Here is a 20545-nt window from a genome sequence, read left to right as displayed (position 1 = left end):
ATTTTAATAAAATTAATTGGTGGTGTTTATATGATGGCAAAAAAAGTTTGGAAGATTACAAGCAATATAATAACTGGAATTCTATTCTTACTATTAATCTTTATGATTTTTGTAGTAGTTTCGTCTAAAGCTTCAGGTGGCGAACCTAATTTCTTGGGCTACCAATTAAAAACAGTTCTTTCCGGTTCCATGGAACCAACATTTATGACTGGTTCGATAATTGCAGTAAAGCCAGTTGAAAATGCACTTAATCTGAAAAAGGATGACATTGTTACATTTAAAGAATCTGAGGACAAATTAATAACACATAGAATTATTGATGTTAATAAAATTGATGATCAAACCTTGTATATCACGAAAGGTGATAACAACCACTCTAAAGACAGCAATCCAATAATAGCGCAAAATGTAATAGCAAAATATTCTGGATTTACAATCCCTTATGTAGGATATTTTTTGGATTATGCTAAATCAAAAAATGGAACCGCTTTGCTACTTATTTTACCAGGCCTACTTTTACTAGCCTATTCGGGTATTTCAATTTTTAAAGCTCTCAAAGAAATTGATAAGGGAAAACAAAAAGATGTTCAAGAAACTGTTTAATGGTTGCACTCCTTATGTAAAACATAAGGGTTCAATATAAAACTACATACCTCAAAAGTGAGGGGAAAATTGGAGGAGAAAATAATGGGTATTAAGAAGAAATTAGGTTTAGGAATGGCATCTGCAGCACTAGGTTTATCATTAATTGGTGGAGGAACATTTGCTTATTTTAATGACACAGCGACACTTCATAATGCATTTGTGTCAGGTGAATTAACACTTGATCTAGAACAAGCATGGGAATTCCCAATTAACTTTGACTTAATAGATATTAAACCCGGTCAAAGTTGGGAAAGGCAATTTGTTTTAGCGAACAATGGTAGTGTAGATATAGGTGATACATTTATGACATGGAAAGATGCAGGATCTGATTCAAATTTATTAGAGACATTAACTGTAAAGTATTTTGTTCATGCTGATCCTCCTTTTGTTGATCCAGGTGCAGTTGACGGCGAAGGTTATCTACTTCTTAACGCTCAAGATATTACACTAAGAGAAGCAATTGATAAAGATTTTGAAGGAAAAATCAAATCCCAGTATTTAAAAAATGGAGACCTTAATCTAACTCCACTAGGTATCGCTGCTGGTGGAAAAGATAGATTACGTATGATTATTGAATTCCCTGAAACAGGAAGTCCACAAAATGAACTACAAGGTAAGACAGTTAAAGTTGACTTTACATTCGATGCTAGACAAACTCCAGGTACTGAACAGTCCCAAGTTGGACCAAATAATGGGAATAACGCTAATCCTGAAGTAACTAAGCCTTAAATATTACTTGATAAAGATCTATTATTAAAAAGGTGGGTTTTTACCCACCTTTTTCTAAATATAATAGTGGGGTGAAATTAATGCTAAAAAGAATAATTTTTCGGAATATTCTTTTAGTTATTTGCTTGTTTTTTACTTTCTCAATAATAAATGCAAATGCAGAAGAAAATGTAAAAGAAATTGATATTGCAACAAGTCCACAAAATGTATTTTTTGAAATCATAAATAGTAAACCCGGAGATTCGTTTACAAAAGTTCTACAAATACAAAATAAAGGTTCCAAAGACTTTAAATACCTTTTTTCAAATCGCTTTTTAAATGGATCTGAAAAATTTTATAATGAATTAATTTTAACAGTTTCAGATAATAATGGAGAAGTATACAAAGGAAAAATAAAAGATTTTAATAAACTAGATTCTAGAAAGTTAAAAAGGAATACACAGGAAGATATGATAATAAGTATTTATATTCCTTATGAGTTGGGTAATGAATTTCAAAGTCTAAATTCTGAGTTTCAATTTAAATTTTTTGTTGAAGGAACTTTAGGTGGGGTTCTCCCAGCTGACGGACCTAAACTACCTAATACAAGTACAGATATGTTTAATATTTTAGTAGTAGGATCAATATTAATTTTAACAGGTTCTACAATTCAGTTTTTCATTAGGAGAAGAAATAAGCTGGATAATCAAGTATAGCAGGGCCTTGGTTCTAATTTGAAAATCAAGGTCTTATTTTAATTTATTGGTATACATATTTTTTAATAGAATTACATTTGACTCAAAAACACAGTTTATGGAGTTACCACGAAATGTACAAAAAGCGCTGCTCCAAACACCACCAAGTATCCTTGGTTCTATTGAATAAAATATCCCCAATAATAAAACATACAAATTCGCCTCAAACGGCTTGTTAACAAGGAATCTGACAGTGACCCTGTTTTTTGCCCCTTCAATGTATAACACCTAATAATTATTCATAAAAATTTTCCAAACAAAGTAGATTTAGACACAATTCATATAGCCTGGGGTGTATACTATCCCCAAACGTGTGAAAAGAAGGATTGATATTTTGTTATTGAAAACCCTACAGTTCAAAAATTTAATTAGACAGAAGGTTAAAGTGATTGAAATTCTTTTATTGGAGGAAGGCAGCCCTTATTCATTTATGTTCAAGTCCGTTTACAGTATTTTATCAACTCGGTTTACCAGTTAACCAAACCGAATAAATGCTATTCCTTCAAAGAATATTTGAAAACGGTGTTGAAATGGCCCGATTATGAAACTTTGTTTACCGTACCAGAATTAAAGAACACCGCATAATTCTTATCGAACACTGGCTACCCCAGTGTTCTTTTATTTATCACAATTAATTTCATGAAAATAGGGGAATGTATATCGTAATGGACAGTGAACCTGTATAATACATAGGAGTAAACGCTAGGATGTGAGTAGATGAGCAAGATTAAGATTGTCACGGATTCGACGATGGATATGACAAAAGAACAAGCGGAACAGCTAGGTGTTGTGATCGTGCCTCTGTCAGTAACCATCAATGGCGAAACCTATTTAGACAGAGTGGAAATTCAACCTGCTGAATTTATGGAAACGATGAAAAATATAGAGGAATTACCGAAAAGCTCCCAGCCTTCTGCTGGTACCTTTCTTGAAGTATATGACAAACTTGGCGACGAAGGCTATGAGGTTTTATCGATACATATGACTGGGAAAATGAGCGGAACGGTTCGCTCTGCAGAAAGTGCAGCACAGATGACAAGGACAAAAGTAACCGTCCTCGATTCCAAATTTATTTCCATTGCTCTTCAATTTCAAGTTCGAGAAGCGGCTGAAATGGCTAAGCAAGGTAAGAGCATGGAAGAAATTCTTGAACGCCTTGCAAAGGTCTGTGAAAACACAAAACTATATATTATGATTGATACCCTCGAGAACATGGTGAAAGGCGGACGAATTGGGAAAGGGAAGGCATTTATTGGTTCGTTGCTCAATATCAAGCCAATTGCATCTCTTGAAGGTGCAGAATACAACCCGGTTGCTAAGGTTCGCAGTCATTCCCAAGTGGTGAAATGGCTTGCAAAACAATTTGCAGAAGATATCAAAGGAAAAACTGTTCGTGGTGTGGGTATTGTTCATGCTGAGGCCCACGAATTGGCGAATAGAGTGAAGGACTCTATTATCGAATTAACCGGCTACCACGATATCTCAGTTGGGTACACAGGCCCAACCATCAGTACACATACCGGACCAGGCGCTATTGCTTTAATGTATTACACGGAATAATAAATAGGGATGGCTGCCATTGGCACCATCCCTATTTATTTACCAACAATATTTCTGATGATTCGTGAACGTGAAAGCCTAGCCGGTGCAAATGCTTACGAATCCCACTTCGTTCCCATGTTCTTATAATAATCGTATTGAGTATTTTTTTCGGATAAAAGATCCCGATATTTGTGAGTTCCTCAAAGTTCATCCCTTGACGAACATATTTATCGATCATTTCATCACGTTGGTCAATCATCGCTAAAAATTTGTCCATTGCCTCCATAAATTCCTGTTTCGTGAAAACTCCTTTTTGATGACCAGTTATATAGGTATTAGCGTCCAACTCTACTAGTTGTTTACCAGATTTAATGAACTTCTCGATATCTCCATCGCTGCCAAAATACCATGGACCGAAGGAAGTCATATCAAAGTCCCCTGCATAAACGACGCCTAATTCAGTAAAATAGGGGGTTACATATCCTTTTGTGTGACCGGGTGTATGAAGAAAGTTTACTTTCACTCCGCTAAAGTTGTATTCCTCCTCATATTGATAGGTTCCAGAAATACCCCCAAGGTTTTGCACCCATTCCTTAGGCATATGATTCCTTAATACGTCAACACCTTCCGGACCCCATTCTTGATAAACTCCATTTTCACGAGCAATTCCTTCAATTGATTGAATCGTTTCAAATTCCAGTGGGTTAATCCATTTTTCGACATTCGTAAACAAATGATTATGCAAGGTATGATCGGGGTGGTAGTGAGTATTGATGATCAAATCAACCCCGTGTTGTTCATTGAGTGCCTTAAGTTCAGTTGGGTCTGCTCCAGTATCGATAAGCACTTTATCTTTACTATTAATATATAAGCTTCGAGAAAAGGGAACCTTACTCTGATTTGGACCTTCAATGATCCAAATTGGGCCGATTTGCTGCATTACTATCACCTCTGCTAAATAGACTTAATTTTCTGTCTGTTGAATGAATACCCATTCATGATACCATATCTTGTAAATTCATTAAACTATCATGCTCTGCTGTCATCCACCATCTATTTTTTAAGGGTAAAAAAGGCTGTTTTGGTAATGCTAAAAAAAATTGAATTAAAAGGTGTTGTCTATGTTTAAATGGTTGTCTGGTAAAAAAGCAGAAGAAACACCAAAAGCTCATAGTTTAGATTTGGAAGAATTGATGGAGCAAATAAAAGCGGAATTAAATGTCGGATCAGACCTTGTCTTTCGAACGTTGAAAAAGGACGGGGCGAAGCTTATTTTCTGTCTAATGAACAGTCTAATTGATGCAACAAGACTCGATGATATTGTCATTCGGTCCATTATGAACCATAAGGAAATAGAAGAATGGACGTGTGAAGCGATAGCAAAAGTGTTACCGATTGCCTCGATTACAGCTGTTAATCAGTTAGATGAAGTCGTTGGGGGAATTAACGAGGGAAAAGTGTATATTTATGCAGAAGGACAGCCATATGGAATCCTTGCAGATGTTGGTAAACAGCTTGTAAGAGGCCTAGAAAAAGCTGAAACGGAATCCCTTGTTTATGGTCCGAAAATCTCTTTTACGGAATCCCTGCAAGGCAACATCAATATATTGAGGAACAACATAAAGGAAGAGGATTTATGTACGGAAGACTTAACAGTTGGCAAAAGATCAAAGACAAAAGCGAAGCTTGTTTATATTAAGGGGATTGCCGATGAAGAGAGTATAAACACGTTTAGGCAGAGGGTTCAGGATCTTACCGTGGATTTTGTTCCTGGGTCAACTGTACTAGGTCAGTATATTGAGAGTAATAGCTGGTCTGTATTTCCACAGTTGATGACAACCGAACTCCCTGATCGTGTGTCCATCGCATTATATAGAGGAAAAGTGGCCGTTTTAATGGACAGGAGTCCGGACGCTCTTTATGGTCCTACATCTTTTTTCGCCTTTTTTGAATCCACAGAAGATGTTTATATGCGCTGGAACATGGGTTTGTTTTTACGGATCCTTCGGCTGGTGGCAACTTTTTTATCAGTTTTACTAACACCGGCTTATGTAGCTGTTTTGACTTATCATTATGAAGTAATTCCTTCCCCATTACTCCTCTCGTTGGGAGAATCAAGAGCGAGGGTTCCTTTTCCACCTGTCTTTGAAGCGCTACTCCTCGAATTTGTTATAGAATTATTACGAGAGGCAGGGGCAAGGCTGCCGACCAAAGTGGGTCAAACCATGGGTATCGTTGGAGGTATCGTAATTGGGCAGGCAGCAGTTGAGGCAGGGTTTACCAGCAATATCCTGATTATCATCTTGGGGTTAAGTGCCCTCGGTTCCTTTACAACCCCTAGTTATTTAATGGGTACCGCGATTCGTATCATTCGGTTTCCAATCATATTGATGGCAGGACTTTGGGGTGGTATCGGGATCATGCTTGCCTTTTGCTTTTTTATTATCCACCTGCTCAGGTTGGAGACCATTGGCGGGCCTTATCTAACACCTATATATCCTACTAGAATAAAAGATATTGGGTATAGTTTTTTCAAACTGCCGCCGCAATACCTTTCCTTCCGCCCCTTAACCAATCGAACTGATGACAAAGAACGCTTTCCTAAAAAGAAGGCGAAGCAAAAAAAGGATGTAGATGAATAGGAGCGAACAACGATGAAGGTGAATTTACATCCAAAAGAAGGTTTGTTGATTAATGCATTTATGCTCGTGTTTATCATCCACTCGATACAGGTTGGAGTGGGAATGGCAGGGCTTCCGAGGATTGTATATTTAGAAGCAAAACATGACGCCTGGATTTCTGTATTCTTAGCCGGCCTGTTAACATCCGTTGTTTTGGTATTTATGATTCAAATGCTCAAACAGTATGATAGTGCAGATTTGTATGGTATTCATGTTGATGTATTTGGAAAATGGGCAGGACATTTCTTGAATGTTATTTACATGATATATATGACATCTACTTTTTTTATTATATTAATGAACTACGTTGAAATTGTTCAAGTCTGGATATTCCCGACATTGCCATCCTGGGAGCTTTCACTTGTCCTGATTTTGTTGGTGATATATGCAGTTTTTGGCGGTATCAGGGTAGTTGTTGGAGTTGCATTTTTTTCCGTTGTTGGAACCATTTGGCTTGCTTTTGTCCTATTTGTCCCCTTCAAATTCGGTGATTTTACACATTTATTTCCAATTATGAATGTGAATACGAAACAACTGCTAAGAGGGTCTTACAGTACCGCATTCTCCATGTTGGGCTTTGAGCTCATTATGTTTGTTTATCCATTTGTAAAAGAAAAACGAAAGGCAATGGTTTTTGCTCAAATTGGAAATTTCATTACAACCATCATGTTAACACTTGCAACACTCGTTTCCATTGTTTTCTTTGCTTCTAATAGCTTGGAAAAGACCATCTGGCCAGTTTTATCGATGTTTAAGATTGTTCGGCTGCCTAATCTGGAAAGGTTTGAATTTATTGCCGTATCTTTTTGGATGTTGATTATTCTTCCAAATATGTGCTTTTATCTTTGGGCAGCTTCAAAAGGTTTTTCAAGAATCTTAGGAAAAAAACAAAAATCGGGTATTTGGATTATTGCTATTGTTACCTTTGCAGGAACCTTCTTTATTCAGTCTAGATACCAGATGAATATGGTTACGGATGTAATAGCAAAGGCAGGTTTTTTCCTTGCGTTTTGCTATCCTGTTGTCCTTGCAAGTATTGTCTTCATAAAAAAATGGTATAAAAGGAGGGTGAGAAAGCATGCGGAAACGTCGTAAATGGCTAAAAATGTTGATGGGAATTAGTTCCTTATTCCTGCTTACAAGCTGTGGAGTAGAAACAAAGCAATTGGAAAGATTGGGGCTCATTACGGCAATCGGATTTGATTTAAAGAAAGAGAACGAAATTAAGGGCACCGTATCGGTTACGAAATTTGATCCAATGGCCAAAGTTATGACCAACTTGATATCCGCAAATGCGAATACCCTCCAAACATTAAGGTCCGAGGAAAATCTAGCCACCGACCAAAGACTTGAAATGGGGCAGCTCCGGTGTGTCGTATATAGCAAGGAGTTGGCGGAAAAAGGAATTATCCAGCTTGTAAATGCTCTTAATCGTGATCCGACTGTGGGAAATATGGTTTATCTAACCATTGCTGAAGAAGATGCTTTTTCAGTCATTAATATGAGTCAGAAAAAAATAAAGATAAACATTGGGACATACTTATATAATTTAATTAGGCAAAATGTTGAAAGGGAACTCTTAATCTCGCCGACCCTTCATGAATTTAATCATAACTACTTTGACTACGGACAGGATCCAGTGCTGCCAATCTTACAAGTAAAGAAAGACAAAGTAGCCATTTCGGGGGTTGCACTATTCAATGATGACAAAATGGTAGCAAGATTAAATAATGATAAGCTCTTTTATTTAAAACTTTTAATAGATGAATATCGAACAGGGTCAAAGGAATTAGAATTTAATCCTGGCGAATTCGCAAAGATTATCAACCTACATGGCGGCAGGTCTTTTGAGAAAATCTATAATAAATTGTTTATCAGTATCGATAATTTGCGCAGCAACACAAAAATTAAGCTAGTGGACAAAAAGAACCTGCGTTTTAAAGTAGAGGTTAGCATGGATTCTAGATTACTGGAAACCACGAATTTTTTAAATTTAGGCAAACCCGAAAATATGAAGTTTATAGAGAAAAAAATAAATAAGGAAATGGAAAATGAAATAAAAAAACTTCTGTTATATTTCCAAGAAAAGCAAGTGGATCCTGTTGGTATTGGGAATGTGTACATGGCTCATGTCCGAGGGAAGCCTATTTCAGAAGAGAAATGGAAAAAATTATTCAAGAATGCTAAATTTGATATCCAAGTAAAAAATACAATCGCCCGAACAGGTACAATGGATTAATAAGCGGTTTTCTTTCTTCTTAAGTGAATATTTGTTACACTATTCACGAAAATAAGAAGGCTGCAGGTGATTATAGTGAAAAAACGATTTTTGGTTATTTTCTTGATTGGATTGTTTTTGTTAGCTGCTTGTGGACAAAAAGGGATTGAGAATCCGCTCAATTACACAGTGAATGATTTTACTGCAGTAACAGAAGAAAATAAGCCATTTGAAAAGAAGGATTTAGACGGAAAGATTTGGCTCGCTGATTTTATTTTTACTAATTGTGCAGATGTTTGTCCGCCAATGACAGCGAATATGACCAAGCTGCAAAAAATGGTAGCAGATGAAGATTTGAAAAATGTTGAGTTTGTCTCATTTAGTGTCGATCCAACCGTTGACACACCAGAAGTGCTTTCGGCTTATGCAAAAAATTTCGGGTTAGATACAACCAATTGGACTTTTTTGACAGGTTATACGCAAGAGTTTATTGAAACGTATGCGAGAGAAACATTCAAGACATTAGTAAAAAAGCCGCAAGAGGGCAATCAAGTAATTCATCAAACATACTTTTTCTTAGTTGGACCGGATGGTAAAGTTAAAAAAATTTACGACGGATATAAAGAAGTGCCATATGATGACATGATGAAAGATATGAAGGCGTTGCAATAGACCTTTTTATGAGGTCTATTTTTTTGGGGATAAATAGGATATAGTACTAGCATGTTTTGAATTATTTTTGCTATGTTATAATATTATTAGGTAGAGGGTGGTGAAGTAAATGAAAAAAGTTTTCACCCTTCTCCTTCTTTCGACTTTTTTCTTAAGTTCCTGCAGTCCGCCCGATCGTTGGGATTTGCATAAAGAACGTACTGCTTCAGCTGTTGTTTACGAAGAGGTTCCAGTTGATTTTGTCCCAAAGGAGATAAAGATTGTCTCTGCTGGTGATTCCTTAACAGAGGGTGTTGGCGATAGTACAAAAAATGGAGGATATTTGCCTTACTTAAGAACTTTGCTCGAGGAAGAAAAGGGAATTAAGGAAGTTGATTTCTACAACTTCGGTGTCAAGGGTAATCAAACCACGCAATTATTAAAAAGGCTGCAAAAAGAGGAAATGAGAGATACTCTCTCTACAGCTGATTTGGTGATTTTGACAATTGGCGGCAATGACATTATGAAGGTCGTGAAGGACAATATTTCAAATCTCCAGCTTTCCATTTTTGATAAGGAAAGAGAAGAATATATTAATAATCTGTATCAAATCATAAACACTATTATCCGGGTTAATCCCGAGGCCTATATTGTTTTAGTGGGAGTATACAATCCCTTTTCACAATGGTTTTCTGATATAAAAGAGCTAGACCAGATTGTGTCAGACTGGAACGTTGCCAGCCAGCAGGTTGTTGCCAATTATTCCAATGCTTATTTTGTTGGAATTGAAGATATATTTCTTCATCCAACAGAAAATCTGTTGCATAGTGACAATTTTCATCCCAATGATAAGGGATATGAATTAATTGCTGAGCGATTGAACGAAACGTTAGAAGAACGGACATTACCTGATCTCGTTAAGAAAGCGTACATGGTCAGTAAAGAGGAGAATTAGTTTTCTATGATAAATAAATGGAAAAGGGGATTCTTTCTTTTATTAGGGTTAAATGCTTTGATTGTGATCCTTCTAATATCTTTGATTTTTATACCTGCAGATAAAAATGGAAAAATTCATCCTGGTGTACCCAATAACAATAGTGTTTCTTTCGAAGTAACATCCAATAAGGATGATTTAAATCGATTAATTAACCAGTATATTAAAAAAGAAGCCGGCGATTCGCCGGTTGAATATAGTGTCCGCCTGGAGAATGAAGTGGAGTTGTACGGAGCCATCCAATTCTTCAGCCAAGAGTTGGATTTAAAGCTTACTTTTAAACCAGAGGCATTAGAAAATGGTGATTTAGTCTTAAAACAGCAGTCGATATCTCTTGGCAGCCTACATTTGCCTGTATCGTATGTACTAAAATTCATAAAAGAAAATTATAAGCTCCCTAATGGTGTGGACATTCAACCAAATGATAAACTTATCTACGTAAACATGCAGCAGTTAAAATTAAAAAGTGATGTAAAAATAAAAGCCAATAGGTTTGATTTGATAAAAGATGATATTGGCTTTACTATACTCGTTCCCATTGAATAAGGTGACTCATTGACAAGTGAGCCACCTTATTTCTTTAATCCTTCAAAATCAGCGCCTGTAAAGCTGGTTCTCCATTTGAATGGCCAATCAAGGTGATGGTATAGGTTTCATTTGGACGGAACTTGGTTTTAGGCATTGAGAGGACAACTTGTTTCGTTCCTGCTTCTCTTAATTCCAAATCTACCGTCATTGGCATGATTCCCAAATATTCAGAAGCTTGTTTATAGGAGATGTTCGGGAAGACAACATCTCTGTCCTTCACAGCAAAATCTAAGGCTCCTGTGTCAGGGGATAAATGAAGGAAACGTATTTTTGATTCATTAAGAGGTACTTCAGGTTGATTGAGGTATGGCAGCAACCGCAATTTTTTTACAGAATCAATGATTGCATGCGTATAAGTCCTCCCAGGTTCCACGGTAATCTTCTTATTGAGCACACTATCCACCGAATTTCCCGTTGGGTAAATATCAATATGATACTTTCCAGGCTTTAAAGCTAAATAATTGCTGGCCACTCTGAATGGGAGACGTTTCACTTGCATTTGCCCGTTTATATAAATATCAACATCGGGGGCATCGGGTGAGGTATGAAGGAATCTGACCCTTCCTTCAACTTGAGATTGCTGGTTGTTGCGCACCGTCATGGCCTTATTCATATATTTTAGATGTTTCAAATAGTAATGCATATGCAGGTTGGGGCTAGTGTATTTAAAGTTGTGAGCCAGTAAATCATACATTGCGGCTCTTTGAAGATATTCAGATTGATCTTTATTTCCAGGCATACCCTTCGCTCCTTTCTCTAGTACTTTACAAATTAATTTATTCAAGCATGTTTAGGTGGGTGTCTATATTTGGATTTTTTGTTTACAAATGGATGTTGATAACATATACTTAATACAAATAAGTCGGAAGGCGGGTGAAGTGTAATGTTAAATGAAAATACGTTAATTGCCGTTAATTTCAATATCGTTTGCACAGCCCGCAGGTTCACCCTATAGAGGGGAATCTATACCCATTATTCCTTTGTGAATAAAACCATGGGCTGTGTTGCCTATGGTTTTTTATTTTACAATTTTTTGGAGGAATATGGATGAATTTACAAACAATCGGACTAACTGAACAAATAAATAACGATTTTCTTGCAGGAAAACCTAGCGAAGAGATGATAATTGGCCGCGTAGCCTTGGAACATAAGCACATGTATCGGGTTTGGACGGAGCATGGAGATTTACTATGTGAAGTATCCGGGAAATTTAACTTTGAAGCGTTGAGTCGTGAGGATTATCCTGCTGTCGGGGATTGGGTCATGCTAAAACCTCGGGTAGAGGAAGGAAAAGGTACGATTTTTTCGGTTATGCCTCGCTTTAGCAAATTTTCACGGAAATCTGCTGGCAGGACGGCTGAGGAACAAATTGTTGCTGCCAATGTGGATTCGGTCTTTCTCGTGAATTCGCTTAATGATGACCTGAATTTACGTCGGATTGAGCGATATCTTCTCCTTACATGGGAGAGTGGTGCGAATCCCATTATTGTCTTGAGCAAAGCAGATTTATGTGAAAATCTCGAAGAGAAGCTTGGGGAAGTGGAGGCCATCGCCTTTGGCGGGGTTCCTGTTATTGCGATAAGTGCCGAATTGAAGACTGGTATTGAAAAGCTTGAACCATACCTACAGCCTGGAAAAACCATTGCCTTGTTAGGGTCCTCTGGGGTAGGGAAATCAACCTTAACGAACCTTTTATTAGGTGATCAAAAACAAGTGGTAAAGGAAATCCGTGAAGGTGATGACAAGGGGCGCCACGCCACGACACATCGTGAACTCATTCAACTTCCTAACGGCAGCGTGCTGATTGACACCCCAGGAATGAGGGAATTGCAGCTGTGGGAAAGTTCAGAGGGTTTAACTGAAACGTTTTCGGATATCGATGAATTGGCAGAGAACTGCAGATTCAGAGATTGTAAACACCAGGATGAGCCAGGATGCGCAGTCGTTTCGGCGATTGAAGAAGGAATACTTCCAGCGGGACGTCTAACGAGCTACAATAAACTGCAAAAAGAACTTGCTTATATCGAACGGAAAGCCGACAAACGTGCCCAAACAGAGGAACAGAAAAAGTGGAAGAACATCACCAAACAAATGAGACATAAAAAGAAAATTAACTAGTTATATCAGCCGAACCTAGAGATGGGGTTCGGCTTTTTGATTGGTTTGGTGGGGGGAGATAGGGGATTCGCAGATATATTTGGATTAACGCAGATATAATTGAATTTACGCAGATATATTTGATTTATCGCAGATATATGGAAAGAAACGCAGATATATCTCCATTCCCCACTTTTTAGACAGCAAATTGTATTTCTTTACAAAGTTTCGGTATACTCATAGTTAAGCAAATATATTCCAAAGAGGTGGGAACGTGGAAGAGAATAAACAATTGGCTACCTTTGCCGGTGGCTGTTTTTGGTGTATGGTGAAGCCGTTTGATGAGCAGCCAGGGATTATCACTGTCCTATCTGGATATACCGGAGGACATGTTGAGAATCCTACATATGAGCAGGTTTGTTCCGAGTCAACGGGGCACTATGAAGCCGTTCAGATTACATTTAATCCGGAAATTTTTCCATATGAGAGACTGCTTGAACTCTATTGGCAGCAAATTGATCCAACCGATTCCGGAGGTCAATTCTACGATCGAGGCCAGTCCTATCAAACAGCGATTTTTTATCATAATGAAAAACAGAAGGAACTTGCTGAACAATCAAAACAAAACTTACAAGATAGCGGTCGTTTCACAAAACCAATCGTAACGCCAATCTTACCAGCAAAAACCTTCTATCCGGCCGAAGAATACCACCAGCATTACTATAAAAAAAATCAAGCACATTATGAAAGATATCATGTAGGGTCAGGGAGAGCCGGTTTTATTCAAACACATTGGGGGGAGAAAAATGAAAAATAAGGAACAATTAAAAAAGGAATTATCGCCGATTCAATATGAAGTAACCCAAAATAACGGGACAGAGCCTCCTTTTCGAAATGACTATTGGAACGAAACGAGAGACGGTATATATGTAGATATTGTTTCTGGAAAGCCGCTTTTTAGCTCACTGGATAAGTATGATGCGGGCTGCGGCTGGCCGAGTTTTACCAAGCCAATTGTAGAAGAAGAAGTGTTGGAAAAAGAAGATTATAGCCATTCTATGGTTCGGACTGAAGTAAGAAGTAAGACAGCTGACTCCCATTTAGGTCATGTATTTAATGATGGTCCAGATCCAACTGGATTACGGTACTGTATCAATTCGGCTGCCTTACGCTTTATTCCAATTGAAAAGCTTGATGAAGAAGGGTACGGAGCATATAAGAAGCTATTTGACGAAGAGTAAAAAGCCGCGATTTCGCGGCTTTATCCTTTTGCTTTGGAAGTAGAGGTCATTCCGCCAGAGAGGATAAATTTCATGGCATCCTCTGGCTTAACATCAATAATTTCAACTTGTTCCTTTGGAATTAAAAAGGTAAATCCAGCTACTTGAAAGGTTTGCGGCACGTAGACGGCTACATGATCCTTCAGAGGGCTGTAAAAATCCTCCAACTGTTCGGAAGTAATAAACCCCATACTTCTCATCTGTGTTCCTGGAATAACGACTAAAGCCACTTTTGAAAAAGACTTTTTCTCCCCCAAAAATGATTGGACGGTATCTTTTATCACCGAATAAATCGTTTTTACAACAGGAATTTTCTCCAGCAATTTGTCAATCAGTCTAATAATGCTCCCTGTAATAAATTTTGTAGACATCCATCCCAAGAGAGTAATTAAAACAATCGTTGTGAGCAAACCTATTCCGGGAATGTAATCTTCCTGTAAATAAGGTCTTAATGTGTTTCCGAGCAAACCATCGAGAAACAAAAAAGTTTTGTAAATTACAAAAATTACAAGAATAATGGGAACAATCGTCAAAATACCGTTAACAAAGTTCTTCAATAAAGTTTTCAAACTATCACCTACAGATTTTTATCATTGATTCTCATAATATAGGCGAATGCACAGACGGGTCAAGTACCTATTACATAAATTAAGAGTGTTAACTGACAAAAACTCAGAGGAGTGAATAGGTATGTATGGTTATGGGTATGATGGCTGTGGCATGGGTTATGCAGCACCAGCAGTTGGTGGATGTGGCTTTGGTTATGCAGCACCAGTAGTAGGTGGCTGCGGATGGGGGCATGGCACATTCGTATTAATCGTAGTGTTATTTATCCTATTGATCATCATTGGTGCTAGCTATTGCTAAACAAAAAGATTCAGGTGAAAAGCCTGAGTCTTTTTTATTATTTTCTGAAAAAGCGTAAAACACGAACGATGTTTTGTTGAATTTAAATATAGTTCGTTTTTATTGTTGACTGAAAGAATGTTTTTTGATATATTTACCAATGGTTCAGTAAATACATACGTCTTGGAGGTTTGGACAATGGAAAATAGATATGATGTTATCGTAGTGGGTGCAGGGCCAGCAGGGATTTTTACCTGCTATGAACTTACGCTAAAAATGCCGAATGCAAAGGTGCTATTAGTAGATAAGGGACATGATATTTATCGGAGAAATTGTCCGATTTTAGATAATAAAATTGAAAAATGCCCTCCAGCAGCGGGCAGGAAAGAGTATGCAGGATGTTTACCTGCTTGTTCAATCACTGCTGGTTTCGGTGGAGCAGGTGCCTATTCAGATGGTAAGTTTAATATAACGAGTGAATTTGGCGGCTGGATGACCGATTATCTGTCAGATTCTCAAGTCATCGATTTGATTAAATATGTAGATGAAATTAATTTATCTCATGGTGCAACAGATACCATTACAGATCCGATGACAGATGAGGTTAAAGATATTGAACGCCGGGGCTTTGCAGCGGGATTAAAATTATTGCGTGCTCAGGTTCGACACCTCGGAACAGAGCAAAACTTAAAAATAATGAAAAGTATCTTCGAATACTTAAATGATAAAGTCGAAATGTCTTTTAAAACAGAAGTCCAAGATTTGATTACCGAAAAAACACCGGATGGGTATATCGTTACGGGGATTAAGCTAAAAGGGGATAAGGATCTGTATGCAGATAAGGTTGTTATTACTCCAGGACGTGATGGTTCGAAATGGCTGACTGAAATCTTGAAGTCGCGCCGCCTGAAGATGACAAGCAATCAAGTCGATATCGGTGTTCGTGTGGAGACATCCGACATCGTAATGCAGGAAATCAATGAACATTTGTATGAAGGTAAATTTGTCTTTAATACATCCGTTGGAACCAGAGTACGGACGTTTTGCAGCAATCCTTCAGGACATGTTGTGGTTGAAAATCATTCAGGTATCATGCTTGCGAATGGACATGCTTACAAGGATCCGAAGCTAGGCAGCCCGAATACGAACTTTGCCTTATTAGTATCGCATACATTCTCAGAGCCTTTTGATAAGCCGACTGAATATGCACACGAAGTATCACGCCTTGCGAATTCCCTTTCAAATGGCGGCTTAATTGTCCAAAAGTACGGTGATATTTTAAAAGGGCGTCGTTCGACTGAAAAAAGGATTAAAGAAGGTTTCATCGAACCGACATTGAAAGAGGCGGTTCCTGGTGACCTAGGGTTAGTTCTTCCATATAACACCCTAAAGAGTTTAATTGAAATGACAGAAGCATTGAATCAAGTAACACCGGGGATAGCTTCTGAACATACCTTGTTCTACGGAGTCGAAGCGAAGTTTTACTCTGCCCGGCCAAAACTCAATGAACGCTTTGAATCAGAAATCAGCGGCTTGTATGTTGGCGGAGACGGAGCAGGCATTACCCGCGGTCTTGCCCAAGCAAGTGCATGCGGCGTCTGGATTGCAAGAGACATCATTCGGAAAACATCAACAGAAGGAAAAAAAGAAGTTGTAATGGCCTCAACCCGCTAAATTAGCGGGTTTGTTTTTGTTTGTGGAAGCAGATATCTGCGATAAATCGGATATATCTGCGAAAATCAAAATATATCTGCGTTACTGCATTACCATGGGATTTTTTCAGGATGGTAATACCGTCCTTTGTTAGCTCCAGTAATAATCAGATTGGAAGAACGCAGGATTCTACCAGCGGTGTCTGCTGAACTCAATTTAGCAAAACTTCGAAACTGCTGATTTGTAATTTTCGTGTTAAACAGTAAAAAGTAATCCTGGAAAGTTAGAATATGAGCGTCTTTCGAGAAGTTTTTACAAGAAGAACAAAACCATTGCTTCCTCTTACGGAGCATTGGCAGGTGGTGGTAACACTCAGGACAAAGTACACCTATCGATATTTCGCTTAGCTTAATATCATATTTTTCCAAAATGTAATTTGTTGGTGGGGTGTTCTTTTTCAAAAGTAGCCTGCTAAGTTTTCGGAGGTCTTTTTCGGTGAGGAATTGCTCTGTGTAGTTATTCTCAATTAGAGGTAGTCTTCTGTCGAAACTGTGGGATTTACAAACGCGATTTCTTACTTCGGAAGGCGTTCCATTAAATTTGAGAACTGCATTTTGATTATTGATAACGATAAGATAATCAACAGGGACGGGTGGGAAATTATTTTCCTTTAATTGCTTCTTTATGTAGGATTGATGTCTTTGGACCTGAGAAACCGGATCCTGATATCCCTTTATTTTTTCACCAACTGTTTGATAAAACTGGTCGTTTTCAGAATCGAAGGTTAATACTCCAGTCATGTTCTTGACTTCGATAATAAGTGCTAATTGTGGAGAAATAAGAAGATTATCAATTTGATAGGTGGATTTGCCTTCAGAGAAATTCAAATCGTGAAAAATAATGTATTTGCTGCCAAGGAGTTGTTGAATTTGGGTATCAAGGTATTCTTCACTTTGGTAACCGGCTTCTCTCCCCGAAAGTTCCTCTGCAATTTGCGTTCGTTTTGAATGGTTCTTGGGAAGTCGTCTTAATAAAGCTCTTAATATTAATATTTTTAACGGAATGGACCGTAATTTTCCTATCAATCTCATCATTCCTTTCTGCAAGTAAAATAGTTCGGTGGAATTATTGATTTTCCTGTCGAATACTATAAAAAATTATCGGATATTGTCTATTTTGTGTCTTCGCATAAATGGTAACTTTCGAATAAAGAAGGATATCTGCGTAAATATCGATATATCTGCGGTAAACCGATTATATCTGCGTAAATCCAAATATATCTGCGATAAATGAAATTTATCTGCGATGCGCACGGAACGCTACAAATACCTCCCCCCAATTTGATAAACTATATAAAAAGGAGGATACATATATAATGCTGCCAAATAGATTGTCCCCTGGGGATGAAATTAGGGTGATTGCGCCATCGACGAGTATGGCACTTGTCAAAGGGAAGCAGGTGGAATTAGCGAAAGAGCGTTTAAGCCAGTTAGGATTCAAAGTAACCTTTGGAAAAAATGTTGAAGATCATGATGAATTTTTCACCACATCGATTGAACAAAGACTGGAAGATCTACATGAGGCATTCAGAGATCGCAGTGTAAAAGGGATTTTAACAGCGCTCGGCGGCTATCATGCGAACCAATTATTAAACCATATAGATTATGAACTAATCAGATCAAATCCGAAGGTCTTCTGTGGGTATAGCGACATAACAGCATTGAGCGCTGCCATTTACAAAAAAACGGGGTTGATCACGTATTCGGGGCCGTTTTTTTCAACGTTCGGTGTTAAACATGGCATAGATTACACGCTTCAATCTTTTTTAGAAGCGGTTACGAATGACGCACCATATGAAGTGGATCCTTCAGCTGTTTGGAGTGATGATAAGTGGTATTTGGACCAAGAGGAACGAACCTTTGTTGAACAGGAAAACTATATGGTCATTAATGAAGGCGAAGCAGAAGGAACACTGATTGGCGGTAATTTAAGCACGTTTCACCTTTTGCAGGGAACAGAGTACATGCCTTCACTTAAGGATTCCATTCTATTTATTGAAGAAGACGATGAAGCACATATTCATTCCTTTGACCGCGTCCTTCAGTCGCTATTGCAGTTACCTGATGCTTCGGGAATCAAAGGGATTCTCATTGGCAGGTTTCAAAATGCATCCAACGTAACGGAAGCAGCATTAAGAATGATTATCGAATCGAAACAGGAACTAAGGAATATTCCGGTAATAGCCAATGTTAATTTTGGACATGTTCAACCTATAGCCACTATTCCGATGGGAGCACAAGCAGCCATTTCTGGAAAAGGATTGTCCACTAACATAACAATTTACACATGAAAAAAAGCAGGGAATTCTGATATGCCCCGTAAATTAGTAGAGTGTCTAACATTTACGGGGCATATCATTCTTCTGCTCTTTACCCTATCGTCACTTTCTCCTTAGGAAAATGAATCTTTTCCTGGCTTGGATCTTTGCCTCTTAATATCAATAAACACGTAACAATCCCTACTCTTCCGATAAACATCAAAAGGATAATTAGTATTTTTCCGAATGTGGTTAATTCGGGGGTTAATCCCATTGATAATCCATTGGTTCCAAATGCAGAAGAAACTTCAAAAATAACCTGAATGACGGTACCATTCTCTGTAATGGAGAGAATTAAGATGGAGACTAAACAGAGTATCGCAGCTGTAGAAACCACTATAAATGATTTGATAACATCCTCATGATGCAGTTCTCTTCTAAATATTTTTATAGAGCCTTTCCCGCGTGCATAATAGAAAATCGCCAATAAAACAATTGCGAAGGTTGTGGTCCGGATTCCGCCGCTGGCGCTGCTAGGGGAACCGCCAATAAACATTAACACAGACATAAAAAGCTGATTGCTCGGTGTGAATTCATTTAAATCCATGGTCGCTAAACCTGCACTTTTGGTTGTGACGGAATTGAATACCGAGTAAACCAAGGATTGGTGCCAAGATTTTCCGGCAAAAAAATAATGGCTGTCGAGTAAATAAATAACCAGGCCTCCTACAACCGTTAAAATAACAAAGGTAGCTGTCGATAATTTCGTAAATAAAGTGAAATGGTACCTTTTTTTAACCTTTAGACTCAAGAAGAATTCATATACCTCGACAATAACAGGAAAGCCGATTGCCCCAATGATCATCAAAAATATAATCACAGTTTGAACGAAGTAATCATCACTAAAGGGAATTAATGAATTCCCTGTAATATCAAATCCGGCATTCGTCGTGGCACTAATTGAGCCGAAAAATCCATGCTTAAATGCTGCAAAGGGACTTTCGAAATAATTTAAAAAGCGTAATCCTAAAATAATCCCGCCAATGATTTCAAATGAAACAATAATAATAAATATCCGTTTTGCCAGCTGTACCAATCCTGCTAAGTTAGATTGGTTTTGGTCGACCATGATCAGCTGCCGTTCTTTTAATCCAACCTTTTTCCCAATCATCACCCAAACGAAGGTGCTGAGGGACATTACACCTAAGCCTCCTAATTGGAGAATAATACACAAGAGAAAAATTCCGAAATTACTAAATGTATCTCTTAAGGAGATTACACTTAGACCTGTTACACTTATAGCACTTGCTGAAGTAAATAAGGCATCGATAAAGCTAATCGCAGCACCTTCGCGATGTGCTAAAGGTATTTTCAGCAGCAGGGTAGAGACGATGAGTGCGGATAAGTAAAAAATAACGATTAATTGAATCGTTGATAATTCTTTCTTTTTTAATAGAGACCTATTTTTTATGTTCATTTGATCCTTCCCTTATGTAAATCTACCTGTAATTTTATATGAACGGTGTATAAAAGTAAAAGATGTTTTCCTACTAGAATTTTCTGCCATTTT

At 37.8% G+C, this 20545-nt stretch carries 21 protein-coding genes and 1 pseudogene; 17 read left to right on the top strand and 5 right to left on the bottom strand.

The window, feature by feature from the left end; translation table 11 throughout:
- The first annotated feature begins 33 nt into the window (after positions 1-33).
- The 5 genes and pseudogenes from sipW (at position 34) to V7108_RS01610 (ending at position 3668) form a co-directional block, all read left to right on the top strand.
- Positions 34-603, top strand: a complete 570-nt coding sequence (gene sipW, locus V7108_RS01630; protein WP_335567292.1) for a signal peptidase I SipW — start codon at positions 34-36, stop codon at positions 601-603.
- 84 nt (positions 604-687) lie between these two features.
- Complete coding sequence (locus V7108_RS01625) at positions 688-1374, top strand: TasA family protein (protein WP_335567213.1); 687 nt, start codon at positions 688-690, stop codon at positions 1372-1374.
- Between the two features lie 80 nt (positions 1375-1454).
- Positions 1455-2069 (top strand): cell wall protein, encoded by a 615-nt coding sequence (locus V7108_RS01620; RefSeq protein ID WP_335567212.1) that lies wholly within the window; start codon positions 1455-1457, stop codon positions 2067-2069.
- Between the two features lie 331 nt (positions 2070-2400).
- Positions 2401-2693, top strand: a pseudogene (locus tag V7108_RS01615) (DUF2535 family protein).
- A 132-nt stretch (positions 2694-2825) separates the two neighbouring features.
- Positions 2826-3668, top strand: coding sequence for a DegV family protein (locus V7108_RS01610; protein WP_335567211.1), 843 nt, complete (start codon positions 2826-2828; stop codon positions 3666-3668).
- A gap of 31 nt (positions 3669-3699) precedes the next feature.
- On the opposite strand, the gene V7108_RS01605 is transcribed toward V7108_RS01610, so the two are convergent.
- Entirely contained in the window at positions 3700-4590 is an 891-nt protein-coding gene (locus tag V7108_RS01605) for an MBL fold metallo-hydrolase (protein WP_335567210.1), read from the bottom strand.
- Between the two features lie 181 nt (positions 4591-4771).
- On the opposite strand from V7108_RS01605, the gene V7108_RS01600 reads away from it, so the two are divergent.
- The 6 genes from V7108_RS01600 to V7108_RS01575 all read left to right on the top strand — a co-directional run bounded on the left by V7108_RS01600 (position 4772) and on the right by V7108_RS01575 (position 10740).
- On the top strand, positions 4772-6292 hold the full coding sequence (locus V7108_RS01600; protein WP_335567209.1) for a spore germination protein: 1521 nt from the start codon (positions 4772-4774) through the stop codon (positions 6290-6292).
- 12 nt (positions 6293-6304) lie between these two features.
- Positions 6305-7426 carry a GerAB/ArcD/ProY family transporter gene (locus V7108_RS01595; RefSeq protein ID WP_335517110.1) on the top strand — a complete coding sequence of 374 codons (1122 nt, stop codon included), beginning with the start codon at positions 6305-6307 and terminating at the stop codon, positions 7424-7426.
- The gene (locus tag V7108_RS01590) at positions 7410-8570 is read left to right on the top strand and encodes a Ger(x)C family spore germination protein (RefSeq protein ID WP_335517113.1); all 1161 of its coding nucleotides are present in this window, start codon (positions 7410-7412) and stop codon (positions 8568-8570) included. Before V7108_RS01595 ends, V7108_RS01590 begins: the two co-directional genes overlap by 17 nt.
- A 75-nt stretch (positions 8571-8645) precedes the next feature.
- Complete coding sequence (locus tag V7108_RS01585) at positions 8646-9221, top strand: SCO family protein (protein ID WP_335567208.1); 576 nt, start codon at positions 8646-8648, stop codon at positions 9219-9221.
- Between the two features lie 109 nt (positions 9222-9330).
- Positions 9331-10155, top strand: coding sequence for an SGNH/GDSL hydrolase family protein (locus tag V7108_RS01580; RefSeq protein WP_335567207.1), 825 nt, complete (start codon positions 9331-9333; stop codon positions 10153-10155).
- Between the two features lie 6 nt (positions 10156-10161).
- Positions 10162-10740 carry a YpmS family protein gene (locus V7108_RS01575; protein ID WP_335567206.1) on the top strand — a complete coding sequence of 193 codons (579 nt, stop codon included), beginning with the start codon at positions 10162-10164 and terminating at the stop codon, positions 10738-10740.
- Between the two features lie 34 nt (positions 10741-10774).
- On the opposite strand, the gene V7108_RS01570 is transcribed toward V7108_RS01575, so the two are convergent.
- Positions 10775-11521, bottom strand: coding sequence for a DUF4397 domain-containing protein (locus V7108_RS01570; protein WP_335567205.1), 747 nt, complete (start codon positions 11519-11521; stop codon positions 10775-10777).
- Between the two features lie 308 nt (positions 11522-11829).
- On the opposite strand from V7108_RS01570, the gene rsgA reads away from it, so the two are divergent.
- From rsgA to msrB, 3 genes are all read left to right on the top strand, one after another.
- Complete coding sequence (gene rsgA / locus V7108_RS01565) at positions 11830-12900, top strand: ribosome small subunit-dependent GTPase A (protein WP_420489152.1); 1071 nt, start codon at positions 11830-11832, stop codon at positions 12898-12900.
- A 304-nt stretch (positions 12901-13204) separates the two neighbouring features.
- The gene (gene msrA / locus V7108_RS01560) at positions 13205-13696 is read left to right on the top strand and encodes a peptide-methionine (S)-S-oxide reductase MsrA (RefSeq protein ID WP_420489098.1); all 492 of its coding nucleotides are present in this window, start codon (positions 13205-13207) and stop codon (positions 13694-13696) included.
- Positions 13686-14120: a peptide-methionine (R)-S-oxide reductase MsrB gene (gene msrB / locus V7108_RS01555; protein ID WP_335517129.1), complete on the top strand. Its 435-nt coding sequence runs from the start codon at positions 13686-13688 to the stop codon at positions 14118-14120. The genes msrA and msrB overlap by 11 nt, the downstream gene beginning before the upstream one ends.
- Positions 14121-14140: 20 nt before the next feature.
- On the opposite strand, the gene V7108_RS01550 is transcribed toward msrB, so the two are convergent.
- The gene (locus V7108_RS01550; protein ID WP_335517132.1) at positions 14141-14728 is read right to left on the bottom strand and encodes a DUF502 domain-containing protein; all 588 of its coding nucleotides are present in this window, start codon (positions 14726-14728) and stop codon (positions 14141-14143) included.
- 121 nt (positions 14729-14849) lie between these two features.
- Between V7108_RS01550 and V7108_RS01545 the strand changes: the two genes are divergently transcribed.
- Together V7108_RS01545 and V7108_RS01540 are read left to right on the top strand one after the other, a co-directional pair.
- Entirely contained in the window at positions 14850-15026 is a 177-nt protein-coding gene (locus V7108_RS01545; RefSeq protein WP_335567204.1) for a YjcZ family sporulation protein, read from the top strand.
- A 177-nt stretch (positions 15027-15203) separates the two neighbouring features.
- Positions 15204-16679 (top strand): NAD(P)/FAD-dependent oxidoreductase, encoded by a 1476-nt coding sequence (locus V7108_RS01540; protein ID WP_335567203.1) that lies wholly within the window; start codon positions 15204-15206, stop codon positions 16677-16679.
- Between the two features lie 89 nt (positions 16680-16768).
- Here V7108_RS01540 and V7108_RS01535 read toward each other — a convergent pair whose 3' ends face one another.
- Positions 16769-17743 carry a nuclease-related domain-containing protein gene (locus tag V7108_RS01535; RefSeq protein ID WP_335567202.1) on the bottom strand — a complete coding sequence of 325 codons (975 nt, stop codon included), beginning with the start codon at positions 17741-17743 and terminating at the stop codon, positions 16769-16771.
- A gap of 290 nt (positions 17744-18033) precedes the next feature.
- Between V7108_RS01535 and V7108_RS01530 the strand changes: the two genes are divergently transcribed.
- On the top strand, positions 18034-19008 hold the full coding sequence (locus V7108_RS01530) for a S66 family peptidase (protein ID WP_335517142.1): 975 nt from the start codon (positions 18034-18036) through the stop codon (positions 19006-19008).
- Positions 19009-19087: 79 nt separating this feature from the next.
- Here V7108_RS01530 and V7108_RS01525 read toward each other — a convergent pair whose 3' ends face one another.
- Positions 19088-20452 (bottom strand): TrkH family potassium uptake protein, encoded by a 1365-nt coding sequence (locus V7108_RS01525; protein WP_335567201.1) that lies wholly within the window; start codon positions 20450-20452, stop codon positions 19088-19090.
- Positions 20453-20545 lie beyond the last annotated feature (93 nt).

Origin of the sequence: Neobacillus vireti (genome assembly GCF_036962345.1) — a bacterium.
Lineage (GTDB): Bacteria > Bacillota > Bacilli > Bacillales > Cytobacillaceae > Neobacillus > Neobacillus vireti_A.
This window is presented reverse-complemented; position numbering and strand designations above follow the sequence as displayed.